13 protein-coding genes are annotated in these 13,129 nt (G+C 62.7%); 8 read left to right on the top strand and 5 right to left on the bottom strand.

From position 1 onward, the window contains the following. The first annotated feature begins 10 nt into the window (after nt 1-10). From xylF to V8J83_RS08665, 3 genes are all read left to right on the top strand, one after another. Nucleotides 11-1,006, top strand: coding sequence for a D-xylose ABC transporter substrate-binding protein (gene xylF / locus V8J83_RS08655; protein WP_439649778.1), 996 nt, complete (start codon nt 11-13; stop codon nt 1,004-1,006). A 94-nt stretch (nt 1,007-1,100) separates the two neighbouring features. Then, on the top strand, nt 1,101-2,396 hold the full coding sequence (locus tag V8J83_RS08660) for a sugar ABC transporter permease (RefSeq protein WP_339985466.1): 1,296 nt from the start codon (nt 1,101-1,103) through the stop codon (nt 2,394-2,396). A gap of 1 nt (nt 2,397) precedes the next feature. After that, nucleotides 2,398-3,159: an ATP-binding cassette domain-containing protein gene (locus tag V8J83_RS08665; RefSeq protein ID WP_339985468.1), complete on the top strand. Its 762-nt coding sequence runs from the start codon at nt 2,398-2,400 to the stop codon at nt 3,157-3,159. Between the two features lie 87 nt (nt 3,160-3,246). Here the strand turns inward: V8J83_RS08665 and V8J83_RS08670 are convergent, their stop codons facing one another. Then, a complete protein-coding gene (locus V8J83_RS08670) occupies nt 3,247-4,773 on the bottom strand; it encodes a 2-isopropylmalate synthase (protein WP_339985470.1) in 1,527 nt (508 codons plus the stop codon). A gap of 160 nt (nt 4,774-4,933) precedes the next feature. Between V8J83_RS08670 and V8J83_RS08675 the strand changes: the two genes are divergently transcribed. Continuing rightward, on the top strand, nt 4,934-6,625 hold the full coding sequence (locus V8J83_RS08675) for an NAD+ synthase (protein WP_339985472.1): 1,692 nt from the start codon (nt 4,934-4,936) through the stop codon (nt 6,623-6,625). Between the two features lie 27 nt (nt 6,626-6,652). Here the strand turns inward: V8J83_RS08675 and V8J83_RS08680 are convergent, their stop codons facing one another. Then, nucleotides 6,653-7,585: an MBL fold metallo-hydrolase gene (locus V8J83_RS08680; RefSeq protein WP_339985474.1), complete on the bottom strand. Its 933-nt coding sequence runs from the start codon at nt 7,583-7,585 to the stop codon at nt 6,653-6,655. A gap of 120 nt (nt 7,586-7,705) precedes the next feature. Between V8J83_RS08680 and V8J83_RS08685 the strand changes: the two genes are divergently transcribed. Beyond that, entirely contained in the window at nt 7,706-9,607 is a 1,902-nt protein-coding gene (locus V8J83_RS08685; RefSeq protein ID WP_339985476.1) for a cation:proton antiporter domain-containing protein, read from the top strand. 39 nt (nt 9,608-9,646) lie between these two features. Here V8J83_RS08685 and V8J83_RS08690 read toward each other — a convergent pair whose 3' ends face one another. Together V8J83_RS08690 and V8J83_RS08695 are read right to left on the bottom strand one after the other, a co-directional pair. Continuing rightward, nucleotides 9,647-9,868, bottom strand: a complete 222-nt coding sequence (locus V8J83_RS08690; protein ID WP_339985478.1) for a DUF1150 family protein — start codon at nt 9,866-9,868, stop codon at nt 9,647-9,649. Then, nucleotides 9,868-10,290 (bottom strand): Hsp20 family protein, encoded by a 423-nt coding sequence (locus V8J83_RS08695; RefSeq protein ID WP_339985480.1) that lies wholly within the window; start codon nt 10,288-10,290, stop codon nt 9,868-9,870. Before V8J83_RS08695 ends, V8J83_RS08690 begins: the two co-directional genes overlap by 1 nt. 164 nt (nt 10,291-10,454) lie before the next feature. Here V8J83_RS08695 and V8J83_RS08700 point away from each other — a divergent pair, with 164 nt between their 5' ends. The 3 genes from V8J83_RS08700 to V8J83_RS08710 all read left to right on the top strand — a co-directional run bounded on the left by V8J83_RS08700 (nt 10,455) and on the right by V8J83_RS08710 (nt 12,313). Then, on the top strand, nt 10,455-10,673 hold the full coding sequence (locus tag V8J83_RS08700) for a YdcH family protein (protein ID WP_339985482.1): 219 nt from the start codon (nt 10,455-10,457) through the stop codon (nt 10,671-10,673). A 100-nt stretch (nt 10,674-10,773) separates the two neighbouring features. Next, nucleotides 10,774-11,256: a 5-(carboxyamino)imidazole ribonucleotide mutase gene (purE, locus tag V8J83_RS08705; protein WP_339985484.1), complete on the top strand. Its 483-nt coding sequence runs from the start codon at nt 10,774-10,776 to the stop codon at nt 11,254-11,256. Further along, nucleotides 11,249-12,313 carry a 5-(carboxyamino)imidazole ribonucleotide synthase gene (locus V8J83_RS08710; RefSeq protein WP_339985486.1) on the top strand — a complete coding sequence of 355 codons (1,065 nt, stop codon included), beginning with the start codon at nt 11,249-11,251 and terminating at the stop codon, nt 12,311-12,313. Before purE ends, V8J83_RS08710 begins: the two co-directional genes overlap by 8 nt. Before the next feature lie 82 nt (nt 12,314-12,395). Here V8J83_RS08710 and V8J83_RS08715 read toward each other — a convergent pair whose 3' ends face one another. Further along, on the bottom strand, nt 12,396-13,121 hold the full coding sequence (locus V8J83_RS08715) for an esterase/lipase family protein (RefSeq protein ID WP_339985488.1): 726 nt from the start codon (nt 13,119-13,121) through the stop codon (nt 12,396-12,398). Nucleotides 13,122-13,129: the final 8 nt, after the last annotated feature.

Genomic DNA, 13,129 nt, shown 5'->3' on the forward strand with positions numbered 1-13,129 from the left:
CGCTGGTGCCATGTCGCTGATGGCGACCACCGCGATATTCGCACAAGACATCACCGTTGGCGTGAGCTGGTCAAATTTCCAGGAAGAGCGCTGGCAGACGGACGAGGCGGCCATGGTTGCAGCGCTGGAAAGCGCGGGCGCGGGCTACCTTTCGGCGGACGCGCAATCCTCGGCCTCGCGGCAGCTTTCGGATGTGGAAAGCCTGATCGCGCAGGGTGTTGATGCCCTGATCATCCTGGCGCAAGACGCCGCTGCGATCGGACCCGCCGTACAGCTGGCCGCCGACGAAGGTATTCCGGTTGTCGCCTATGACCGCCTGATCGAGGACGATCGCGCGTTCTACCTGACGTTCGACAACGTCGAAGTGGGCCGGATGCAGGCACGTGAAGTCTTCGCCGCACAGCCCGAAGGCAACTACGTCATGATCATGGGCTCGCCCACCGACCCGAACGCAGACTTCCTGCGCGGCGGTCAGGACGAGATCCTGGCAGACGCCGTTGCAAGTGGCGCGATCACCATCGTGGGTGAGGCCTATACCGATGGCTGGCTGCCCGCCAACGCACAGCGCAACATGGAGCAGATCCTGACCGCGGTGGACAACGAAGTGGACGCAGTCGTTGCCTCCAACGACGGCACGGCCGGTGGTGTTGTCGCGGCGCTCGCGGCACAGGGCATGGACGGGATCCCGGTGTCGGGTCAGGACGGCGATCATGCCGCGCTGAACCGCGTTGCACTCGGCACGCAGACGGTTTCCGTCTGGAAAGATGCCCGCGATCTGGGTGCAGCAGCGGCAGAGATTGCCGTGGCTCTGGCCGGTGGCAGCGCGATGGGTGACATCGACGGCGCGCAGGAATGGACCTCGCCCGGCGGCACCACGATGACCGCCATGTTCCTGGAGCCGGTGCCGATCACCGCCGACAACCTCACCACGGTGGTCGATGCAGGCTGGATCGAGCAGGACGCGCTTTGCCAAGGCGTCACGGACGGCCCGGCACCTTGTAACTGATCCTCCCGATTGGTGCTAAACTGAACGGGCGCCCCATCTCGGCAGGGGTGGGGCGCCTTTCTTTTGCGACAGAATTCGACCGTCGGAGCCGTCCATGAGCGATACGACCAACCTGTCCCCGCCCGCTGCGGAGACGTCCTTCATCAAGAAATTGGGGTTGGACACACGCCTTCTCGGCATGGTGGCCGCCTTCATCGTCTTATGCTTGCTGTTCAATCTGATCACGGATGGTCGGTTCCTGACGCCGCGCAACATCTTCAACCTGACGATCCAGACGGTCTCGGTTGCGATCATGGCCTGCGGCATGGTCTTCGTGATCGTCAATCGACACATCGACCTGTCGGTGGGTGCGCTTCTGGCGACCTGTTCGGCGGTCATGGCAATGACGCAAACGGTGATCCTGCCCGAGATGCTCGGCTTCGGCCTGAACCATCCGGCGACCTGGATCATCACGATCCTCGTAGGCATTGTAACCGGCGCGCTCATCGGGGCCTTTCAGGGTTGGCTGGTGGGTTATCTGGGGATCCCGGCGTTCATCGTGACGCTTGGCGGTTTCCTGGTCTGGCGCAACGTGGCGTGGTTCCTGACCAATGGCGCGACGATCGGGCCACTGGATGGGACGTTCCTGATCTTCGGGGGCACCAACGGCACGCTCGGCGCCAGCTTGTCCTGGGCGGTGGGGATCGTCCTAGCCGTGGCCGCCGTGGCCGCGATGTGGGCCGGTCGGCGCGCCAAGTTGCGACATGGCTTCGAAGTCAAGCCGGTTTGGGCCGAGGGCTGGATGTCAGGCCTGGCGGCGGCGGCGATCCTCGGGTTCATCGCGATCCTGAATGCCTACCAGATCCCGACCCGCCGCTTGGAGCGCATGTTCGAAGCACAAGGCGAGGTGATGCCCGAAGGCTTCACACAGGCCTATGGTTTGCCGATATCGGTCTTCATCCTGATCGCAGTCGCCATCGTGATGACGTTGATTGCCCGCCGCACCCGATTGGGGCGCTACATCTTTGCAACCGGTGGCAACCCCGACGCGGCAGAATTGTCGGGGATCAACACGCGGCTTTTGACGGTCAAGATTTTCGCCATCATGGGGATTCTGTGCGCCATCTCGGCGGTCGTTGCCTCGGCACGGTTGGCCAACCACACCAATGACATCGGCACGCTCGACGAATTGCGCGTCATCGCCGCGGCGGTGATCGGCGGCACGGCTTTGGCGGGTGGCGCGGGGACGATCTATGGCGCGATCCTTGGTGCGCTGATCATGCAGAGCCTGCAATCGGGCATGGCGATGGTGGGCATGCCGACACCGTATCAGAACATCGTTGTGGGCGTTGTCCTTGTGCTCGCGGTGTTGATCGACACGATTTACCGCAAACGCCTGGGAGCGCGCTGAGATGACCACACCCCTCGTCGAAATGCGCAACATGTCGATCTCGTTCGGGGGCGTGCGCGCCGTCGATGATGTCAGCGTCGACCTTCATCCCGGCGAAGTCGTGGGGCTACTGGGCCACAATGGGGCCGGGAAATCCACGCTGATCAAGATGCTGTCGGGGGCCTATGCACCCGATGCGGGCGAGATCTACATCGACGGCGAGCGCGCCACGATCACCAACCCGCGTGAGGCGCGGTCCTACAATGTCGAGACGATCTACCAGACGCTGGCACTGGCCGATAACCTTGATGCGGCGGCAAACCTGTTTCTGGGACGCGAGTTAACCACCCCGTTGGGGCTTGTCGATGACGATGCCATGGAGGCCGAGACGCGCAAGATCATGGGGCGTCTGAACCCGAACTTCCAAAAGTTCAGCGCGCCGGTCTCGGCCCTGTCCGGTGGGCAGAGGCAATCGGTGGCGATTGCGCGGGCGGTCTATTTCAACGCGCGTATCCTGATCATGGACGAGCCGACCGCAGCCCTTGGCCCGCAGGAGACGCAAATGGTGGCCGAGCTGATCCAGCAGTTGAAATCGGAAGGCATTGGCATCTTCCTGATCGACCATGATGTGCATCAGGTGTTGAACCTTTGCGATCGGGCGAGTGTCATGAAAAACGGCAAACTGGTGGGGACGGTCAATACCAAGGACGTGACCGATGACGACCTGCTGAGCATGATCATCCTTGGCAAGTCACCAGAGGCGAAAGCGCAAGCAAACGCCTGAACGCGCGATGGCGATGATAGAGGGCCGCGTGCGAGGTGCAGGCGGCCCTTTGGGTTCGCGTGATCCGGGAGGCGCGCGGCGCGCGCGTTACTCGGTGGCTGGCGCCTCTTCCGTTTCGGCGGCCTCTGCCGGCGCTTCTGCATCAGCCGTGCCTTCGCCCGGACCGACCTCGCCGGTGTCAGGATCGGCGGCAACGGCTGGCGCATTGGCGTCGTTGGGCAAGCCGTTTTCCCACTCCGTCTCAAGCACTTCGCCGGTCGCATACGTCATGGTACCCGCCCCCTGACGGCGGCCGTTGACGAAGGTGCCGGTATAAACATCGCCGTTGGAATAGGTTGCCGTGCCGGTGCCGTTGATCTCCCCGTCGTCCCATTGGCCCTCATAGATGAAGCCGTCGGGCATGGTCAGGCGCCCCTGCCCTTCGCGCTGCCCGGCCTCGAATGTGCCCTCATAAACCGTACCATCGGCATAGGTCGCGACGCCTTCGCCGTGGCGCAGACCCTCTTCCCACTGGCCCTGGTAGCGGTAGCCGTCGGGGTGGGACATCGTACCTTGGCCGTGCTGGCGGGCGTTGAGGAAGTTGCCCTCGTAGACCAAACCATTGGCATAGCGCGCCACGCCAGAGCCCTGGATCACGCCGTCGACCCATTCGCCGGTGTAGCTTGAGCCGTTCGGATAGGTGATGGTGCCGGTGCCATGCGCAAGGTCATTGCGGAAAGTGCCCTCGTAGACCGAGCCGTCGGGATAGGTCACTTGACCCTCGCCCTGGATCGAGCCATCGGCCCAGGTGCCCACGTAGACGTAGCCGTCAACGCCGGTGAAGGTGCCCTGACCGTGGCGGCGGTCATTGGCGAAATCGCCCTCATAGACGTCGCCATTTTCGTAGGTGACCCGCCCCTGCCCCTGCCGCTGGCCGTTGACGAGAGCGCCGACATAAACGTCGCCGTTAGGCTGCGTCAGCGTGCCGGTGCCGTTGATTTGGCCCTCGGCCCACTCGCCCTCGTAAATCACGCCATCGGCCATTTCCAACCGTCCGATGCCCGAGCGTACGCCACCCTCAAACTCGCCCGAATACGTCGCGCCATCGGGATAGGTGATCGCGCCGGTGCCTTGTTTCAGCCCGTCGATCCATTCGCCTTCATAGCGATACCCGTTGGGGCCGGTCATGGTGCCGGTGCCATGGTGCAGCGCGTTGCGGAATTGGCCAGTATAGGTCACGCCGTTGGAATAAACCGCGGTGCCGCTGCCTTCGATCCGGCCTTCGACCCATTGTCCTTCGTAGGTGGAGCCGTCAGCGAAGGTGATCATCCCCTCGCCCTGCGGACGTCCAGCGACGAAATTGCCGACGTAGACGGATTGATCGGGAAAGGTTGCCGTGCCCGCGCCGCGAATTTCGCCGTCCACCCAGGTGCCGGTATAGGTGTAGCCGTTGGGCAGGCGGTAGGTGCCGGTGCCGTGTTGCACACCGTTGCGGAACTCGCCCTCGTAGATACCACCGTTGTCGTATTGCTGAATATCGGTGGTGGTCTCGCCGGTGGCCTGCGTGCCCGTATCCTGAGCCTGCGCCGCGCCGGTCAGGGCCACCAGTGCCGCTGCCAAGATTGCCTGTTTCATTCCTGCACCCTCCCTTGATCGGAGATGTTCGTTTTCGACAGCAAAGCTAGGGGAGGCAGCCCCTCGTGGCAACGGCTTTAACCTTTCGCATCGGCAGGTTGGCGCTTGGCCTCGGGCACAGAGTTGTTATGTCAGGGGCTGAAGGGCTCTGGAGGGTGCGATGGCCGATACATTCCGTTTGTGCATGGCGCAGTTGAATGCCACCGTTGGCGACCTTGCGGGGAATGCGGAAAAGGCCTTCGCGGCCTGGCAAGAGGCCAAGGCGGATGGCGCGGATTTCATAGCCTTCCCCGAGATGTTCGCCACCGGCTATCAGTTGCTTGACCTGGTGATGAAGCCCGCCTTTGCGCAGGACGTGGAGAAGGTCATCAACGATCTTGCCGCGCGGTGCGCCGACGGGCCCGCGTTCGGGATCGGGGGGCCGTGGTGGGGCGACGGCGACGCGCGTGGCGGGCCGATGTGGGGGGCTGGGTCGCCCTACAACGCCTATTATGTGTGCGAAGGCGGCGTGGTGAAGGCCAAGGTTCTAAAGCACGAATTGCCCAATTACGCCGTTTTCGACGAGGTGCGGTATTACCATCCCGGCGATTTGCAGGGGCCGGTGTCGGTTGCGGGCGTGCGGTTGGGGCTGCCGATCTGCGAAGATGCGTGGTTCGAGGATGTCTGCGAAACGCTTGAGGAAAGCGGCGCAGAGATTTTGGTGATCCCCAATGGCTCGCCCTATCACCGGGGCAAGATGCCGGTGCGCCATCAGGTGATCGTCAGCCGCGTGGTCGAGACCGGCCTGCCTGCGGCCTATGTCAACCTGCTCGGCGGCCAAGACGATCAGGTGTTCGATGGCGGATCCTTCGTTTTGAACCCCGGCGGCGCGCTGGCGATGCAGGCCCCGCAATTCGAGGAAGACCTTTACTACGTCGATTTCCAGCGCGGGGACGAGGGGTGGCGCGCGGTGGAAGGGGAGAAGGCGGTTCTGCCAGACGCCTATGAGGCCGATTACCGGGTGATGGTGATGGCGTTGGGGGATTACTTGCGCAAGACCGGCTTCAAACAGGTGGTTCTGGGGCTTTCGGGGGGCATTGACAGCGCGATTGTGGCGACAATTGCCGCCGATGCGATCGGGCCGGAGAACGTGCATTGCGTGATGCTGCCGTCGCGCCACACGTCGCAGGTTTCGCTCGACGATGCGCGCGATGTGGCGGAGCGGTTGGGATGCCGGCTCGACACGATCCCGATCACGCCCGCCCGCGAAGCGGTGACCGAAACGCTTGCGCCGTTGTTTGAGGGGCTGGATGCGGACGTCACGGAAGAGAATATCCAGTCTCGCCTGCGCGGTGTGATGTTGATGGCGCTCAGCAACAAGTTCGGGTCTATGTTATTGACCACAGGCAATAAATCCGAAGTCGCAGTGGGCTATGCCACGATCTACGGCGACATGGCGGGCGGCTATAACCCGATCAAAGACCTTTATAAGACGCGCGTGTTCGAAACCTGCCGCTGGCGCAACCGGGTGCACCGCGATTGGATGAAGGGCCCCGAGGGCGCGGTGATCCCGCCGCGCGTGATCGACAAACCGCCGACTGCAGAGCTGCGCGAGGATCAGAAGGACGAGGATTCACTGCCGCCCTACAGCGATCTGGACGTGATGCTGGAGATGCTGATCGATCAGGAACGCTCGGTCGCGGAGGTGGTGGCCGAGGGCTATGATCTGGAGTGGGTGCGCAAGGTGGAACGGATGATTTATCTCAGCGAATACAAACGCTTCCAATCCGCGCCGGGTGCCCGACTGACCGAGCGGGCGTTCTGGCTCGACCGGCGTTATCCGGTGGTGAACCGATGGCGGGACGGCGGCTAGGATCCGCGGGGCGGCAAACCCGCCCCTCTACCCGAGCTGATAGCTGACCGGGACCCAGCGGAACCCGTCTTCGCGGGTCTCGACGAAACCGGCGGCCGGGAACGGCATGTGATAGCCCAACATCGGGATGCGGTCGGCGGCCAGCATGCCAAGGATCGCGCGGCGGGAGGCGGCAGCCGCTTCCTTGTCGGCGTCAAAGCGGACCTCCCAATCGGGATAGGCCAGCGACCAGACATAATGGTTCGCCAGATCTGCGGTCAGCAGGATCTGCGCATCGCCGTCTTCGATCATGTAGGCCATGTGGCCCGGGGTGTGCCCGAAGGCGGCCATTGCGGTGATGCCCGAGCGCGGGCTGTCGCCGTCGCCGATGAAGCTCATCCGTTCGGCCAGCGGCACGACCTCCGCGCCGATGCGCTGACCAAGCCCGTTGTCGGCACCGGGTCCGGTCCAGAAATCGTATTCGACCTGACCGGTAATATAGGCGGCATTGGCAAATACTTCGGCACCGTCCTGCACCAAGCCACCGATATGGTCGGGGTGCATGTGGGTGATCACGACATGGGTAATCTCGGCAGGCGTCAGGCCAATCTCGGCCAGCGCGCTTTGAATACCGCCCTGCCCCAATCCGGTATCAAAGAGAATCTTGTCGTCGCCCGCTTCGACCAGAACCGGCGTGAAATAGCCCTGAAATTGGTCGGAAGGGATGAAGTTTTCTTCAGACACCTGCGCGAATTCGTCGGGCGAGATATTCATGCCGAAGATGCTCTGCGGTTGATCGTTAGCGCCAGATCCATCGAGCAACGTCGTGACGGTGAACGACCCGATGGTGAAGCTGCGCGCGCGGGGCGCAGGCGCAATTGAGGCATGGCCCTCGGCGCGGACGGCAGTGGACAGCGCGGGCAGAAGCGGCAGCGCGCCAGTGGCGGCGAGAACGGAACGGCGAGGCATATGCAGAGGCATGACGATTTCCTTTCGAGACACCACCAAGCGTAACCCGCCCGCGCCGCACTGCAAGGCCGGAGCATTGACCAAAGCGGGCGATCAAGGTCTTGTGATCGGCGATAGGCAAGGGACCTTCCAATGACCGATTTCCTCCTCCTCGCCACGATTTTCCTGGTTGCCGGTGTTATCGCCGTGCCGATTGCCAGCCGACTGGGTCTTGGGTCGGTCCTCGGTTACCTGATCGCGGGGATCGCGATTGCGCCGTTGCTGGCCGGGCTGGGGGTCGACGTGATTTCGATCCAGCATTTCGCCGAATTCGGTGTGGTTATGATGCTGTTTCTGGTCGGCTTGGAGCTTCAACCCAAGGCATTGTGGGAGATGCGGGGGCAGCTGCTTGGGCTTGGGGGTGGGCAGGTTGTGCTCACGACTTTGGCGGTGATGGGGGTGGCGATGGCCATTGGGCAACCGTGGCAGATCGGGCTGGCGGCGGGCATGGTCCTGGCGTTGTCCTCGACGGCTATCGTACTGCAAACGCTCAATGAAAAGGGTCTGATGCGGTCAGACGGGGGGCAGGGGAGCTTTTCGGTCCTGCTGATGCAGGACATCGCGGTGATCCCGATGCTGGCGTTTCTGCCGCTGCTGGCGATGCCCGAATTGATGGATCTGGGCGTCGAGGCTGCGAGCCACGGGGCGGATCACACCGACGCGCACGGTGACGGCCAGGGCGATGGTCATGGACCGGCGATGAGCCTCGTGGACGGGTTGAACGGGTGGCAGACGGCGCTGGTGAACCTTGCCGCGATTGCCGCGGTGCTTGGGATCGGGTCGGTCCTGACTGGGCCGATCTTTCGCTTCATCTCGGCAGCGAACCTGCGCGAATTGTTTACCGCCACCGCCCTGATGCTGGTAATCGGCATCGCGCTGTTGATGAGCCTTGTGGGACTATCGCCGGCGCTTGGCACCTTTCTTGCCGGTGTGGTTTTGGCGAATTCGCCCTACCGGCATGAACTGGAGTCGGACATCGACCCGTTCCGGGGCCTTCTGCTTGGACTGTTCTTCATGACGGTGGGCGCGTCGATCAACTTCACGCTTCTGGCCGAAAACATCGGCGCGGTCTTGGCGATGACGCTGGGGTTGATCGCGTTGAAAGCGCTGGTGCTGATGGTGCTGGCCTTCGTGTTCCGTATCCGGGGCGCGGACAAATACCTGATGGCCCTTGGCCTCGCGCAGGCTGGGGAATTCGGCTTCGTCCTATTGTCTTTCACCGTGGCCAACGGGGTGATCCCGACGGCGATCTCGGACATCCTGTTGCTGGTCGTGGCGCTTTCGATGCTGCTGACGCCGGGGTTGTTCATCCTCTACGACCGGGTCATCGCCCCACGGTTTGTCGCGAGCGAAGAACGCGACGCCGACGAGATGCCCGGCGACGGCAAGATCATCATTGCAGGCGCCGGCCGGGTCGGCGGCATGGTCGACCGCATCCTGCGCGCGGCGGGGCACGAAACCACGGTGATCGACTACAACTCGCGTCGCTTGCAGATCATGGAGCGGTTCGGGATCAAGACCTATTTCGGCGACGCCCGGCGGCCTGATCTGTTGAACGCGGCGGGGCTGGCGGAGGCGCAGATCCTGATCGTGGCCATCGACGACCGGGAAGGGATTAACCAGATCGTGGAATACGCGACCGCGACTTATCCGAACCTTCATGTGATCGGCCGCGCGCGCGACCGCGACCATGTCTATGACCTGTGGTTCAAAGGCTGCCGCGACATCATCCGCGAAACCTATGACAGTTCGCTGCGCATGGGACGGTCGGCATTCGAAGCTTTGGGCGAAAGCCGTGATACTGCGGACCAGATGATCACGGCCTTCAATCATCATGACCGCGAGGCGATGTTGATGATCGCCGAGGTCCACCAGCCCGGCGTCGCGCCCCATGAGAACGAGGCATATGTAGCACGTGTGAACGCGTTACGCGGCGACTGGGAAGAGACTTTGGCCGCCCGGATCTCGGAGATCAGGGCGGGCAGTGGCTCGTGACGCAAGGCACATGCCGGGCAGACAATCGAGCGGCTCTGATCAATGCACGCTCACCGGGCGCATATCGTTCTGGCGGGCGACGATAAAGGCAAGGTCGCGGTCCTTGACGAGGGCGATCTGATCCCCGTTTTCGGCCCCGATGGCATAGAGCGTTTCGATGCCCTGTGCGCGGACCTGCACCTCATCGGGGAGGTCGGCCACGGCCACTTTGCGGATGTAAACGATAGGCCGTTCGGCCTGCTCGATCTGATCTTCGGTCATCACGATGCACCTCCGGTTTCGATCTTGATGGTTTGAACAACGCTATCGGGCACGGCCCGGTTCAAATCGACGTGCAAAAGCCCGTGTTCCATGGCTGCGCCCGCGACTTCGACCCCGTCGGCAAGAACGAAGCTGCGCTGAAACTGTCGCGTGGCGATGCCACGATGCAGGAAGATACGGTCTTCGTCGGCGGGCGCCTGCTTACCGCGGATCACCAATTGGCGGTCCTCGACGGTGATCGCGAGGTCTTCCTCGGCGAACCCGGCCACGGCCAGAGTGATGCGATATGCATTTTCGCCGCGCTGTTCGATGTTGTAGGGGGGATAGCCTTCGTTGCCGGACTTCGCGGTGCGTTCCACCAAGCGTTCCAGCTGATCGAACCCCAAAAGATAGGGGTGAGAGGCAAGGGTCAGTTTCGTCATGTCGCGCACATCCTTGGTCAAGCGATCTGCAAAAGTGGACGTCCCGCATTCGGCAACGCCGTTAGGGGAAAGATGGGTATTGATCCGGCACGAAACAAGGCCATCAAGGCTTGGAGTGGCGCCCCATTCGGCCTATCTCTAGGGAGCAAGAGAGGGATACCGCGATGAATGCCCCGTCCGAGATGAGCCGCGAGGATGTGTTGCGCGTGAAGCTGGAGGCTTTGCGACACGAACATCGTGACCTCGATGAAGCCATCGAAGCGCTGGGAGAGCGCGTGACGGTCGATCAACTGACGCTGAAACGGCTGAAGTCCCAGAAGCTGCGCCTGAAGGACCAGATCGCCCGGATCGAAGACGAGCTGACACCGGACATCATCGCCTGAACGCGACCGGCGTAGGTACCGCGCCCCGGTCATTGCCCAATTGCACCCCCGCCGCTTTGCGCTATACCCCATGGCTCAGGTTTTCTTCCGGGGGTAGGCCATGGTTCAGGTCGCCATCATCATGGGCTCGCAATCCGATTGGCCCACCATGCGCGAAGCCGCCGGGATACTGGATGCGCTCGGCGTGCCGTTCGAGGCTAGAATTGTCTCGGCACATCGCACCCCCGACAGGCTTTGGGACTTCGGCGCATCGGCAGCGGGCCGTGGCTTGAAAGCCATCATTGCGGGTGCGGGCGGCGCGGCCCATCTGCCTGGCATGGTGGCCTCCAAGACCCGGGTGCCGGTGATCGGTGTGCCGGTCCAGACAAAGGCGCTTTCCGGCGTCGACAGCCTTTATTCCATCGTGCAGATGCCGCGCGGCTATCCGGTGGCGACCATGGCGATTGGCGCGGCGGGGGCGGCAAACGCCGGCCTGATGGCGGCGGCGATCCTCGCCAATGACGATGCCGCGCTTGCTGAGCGGTTGGAGCAATGGCGAGCGGACCTTAGCGCCTCGATCCCCGAGGAGCCGCGCGATGAGTGAGCCGCTGGCACCGGGCAGCACCATCGGCATCCTTGGCGGCGGCCAATTGGGCCGGATGCTTGCCATGGCCGCGGCGCGGCTTGGCTACAAGACACATATCTTCGAGCCGGGCGCCGCACCCGCCGCCGATGTGGCGCATACCTGGACGCAAGCGGGCTACGACGATCTGGACGCCCTTCGGACTTTTGCCGAAGCCTGCGATGTGATCACCTTCGAATTCGAGAACATCCCCGCCGAGGCGTTGGACGTGCTTTCGGAGACGACGCCGCTCTACCCCGACCGTCGCGCGCTGGAAGTGAGCCAGGATCGGTTGATCGAAAAAAGCTTTCTGCGCGATCTGGGGCTCGCAACGGCACCCTTTGCCGCGCTGACCTCGGACGTTCAGGCCGACCTCAAGATGACCGGCGTTCCCGCGATCTTGAAAACCCGCCGCTTTGGCTATGATGGCAAGGGGCAGGCCCGGATCACGGCAGCCGATGGCGCGGAGAGCGCCGTGGCCAGCCTTGAAGGTGCTCCGGCCATCGCGGAGGGATTCGTTGAGTTTTCCAAAGAGATCAGTGTCATCGCCGCACGCGGACAGGACGGCGCAATCGCCGCCTATGACCCCGGCGAGAATGTCCATGAAGACGGCATTCTTTCCACCACCACCCTTCCCGCCCAGATCGCCGCCTCCCTCAGGACCGATGCGGTCCTGATCGCGTCGCAAATCCTCAATGCACTCGATTATGTCGGCGTGCTCGGGGTCGAGCTATTCGTGACTCCTTCGGGCCTGGTGGTGAATGAAATTGCGCCGCGCGTGCATAATTCCGGACACTGGACGCAAGCGGGCTGCGCGGTGGATCAGTTCGAGCAGCATATCCGTGCGGTGACCGGCTGGCCCCTTGGCGATGGCAGCCGTCATGCAAACGTGGTGATGGAAAACCTGATCGGTGCGGACGTGACGCGTGCCGCAAGCCTTGCAGGGGAGACTGGCGTGCAAATCCACCTCTACGGCAAGGCCGAAACACGTCAGGGGCGCAAGATGGGCCATATCAACCGGGTGACCGGGTCGGCCTGAAGGCGCTCTTTCAACTTGCCAGAAAATCCAAGCCATCAGCCACTTTTTTCGCGGAAATGGGAGGAATGGAGAGAGCGCCCACTCACTCGATCAGATCACCAATTGCCTCGATCACACCGAGATCGTGGTCAAACACTCCGGTCTCCAGAAACGCCTCCACCTGGGCCAGAACCAGCGGGCTGTTCATCATGAACGTATGGGTAACCGGCAACACAATGTGATCGGCCATACCTGTGACCTGGGTATTGTCGACCGCGACCTTACCGTCGTCGGGACCAGGAATCAGCGCCGAATAAATCGGATTGAGGCTGCGGTTCCCGGCAATAACCCCAAGCTCGAAATTTACCTCGCCCAGACGGTTGACCAGATCGCCATCTGCGGTTCCAAGCTGTTGTCCGGCGGGTCCGTTAAGCCATTCGAACGGCTCCAGCGGCCCCAAAACATCCACAAGTTCCGAACCTCCATTGGGCGGGGCCAGCATCACCACGCGGCCAAGCCGGGTCATACGATGCTCCCCCAGCCAATAGCGGACCAGAATACCACCCATCGAATGGGTCACGAAATGGGTCTGTTGCAACCCGCATTGCGCGACCGCCGGAGGAATGGTCGCTTCGGCCAATTCGGCAATCGCGGCCCGCGTCGAGGGGTAGCCGCGATTGACCACCGTGAAACCCTCGGCGCTCAGGCTTTCCTCAAGCAGGAACAGGGACGTCTCGCTGCGACCCAGCCCATGCAACAACACGACGCAATCGGCCAGGGCCGGGATCGGAGCAAGTGCGAGGAACGAAGCAAGGAGAGGTGTGCGCATGAGTCAAA

The sequence above is a fragment of the Gymnodinialimonas ulvae genome, from assembly GCF_037543845.1.
Classification (GTDB): domain Bacteria; phylum Pseudomonadota; class Alphaproteobacteria; order Rhodobacterales; family Rhodobacteraceae; genus Gymnodinialimonas; species Gymnodinialimonas ulvae.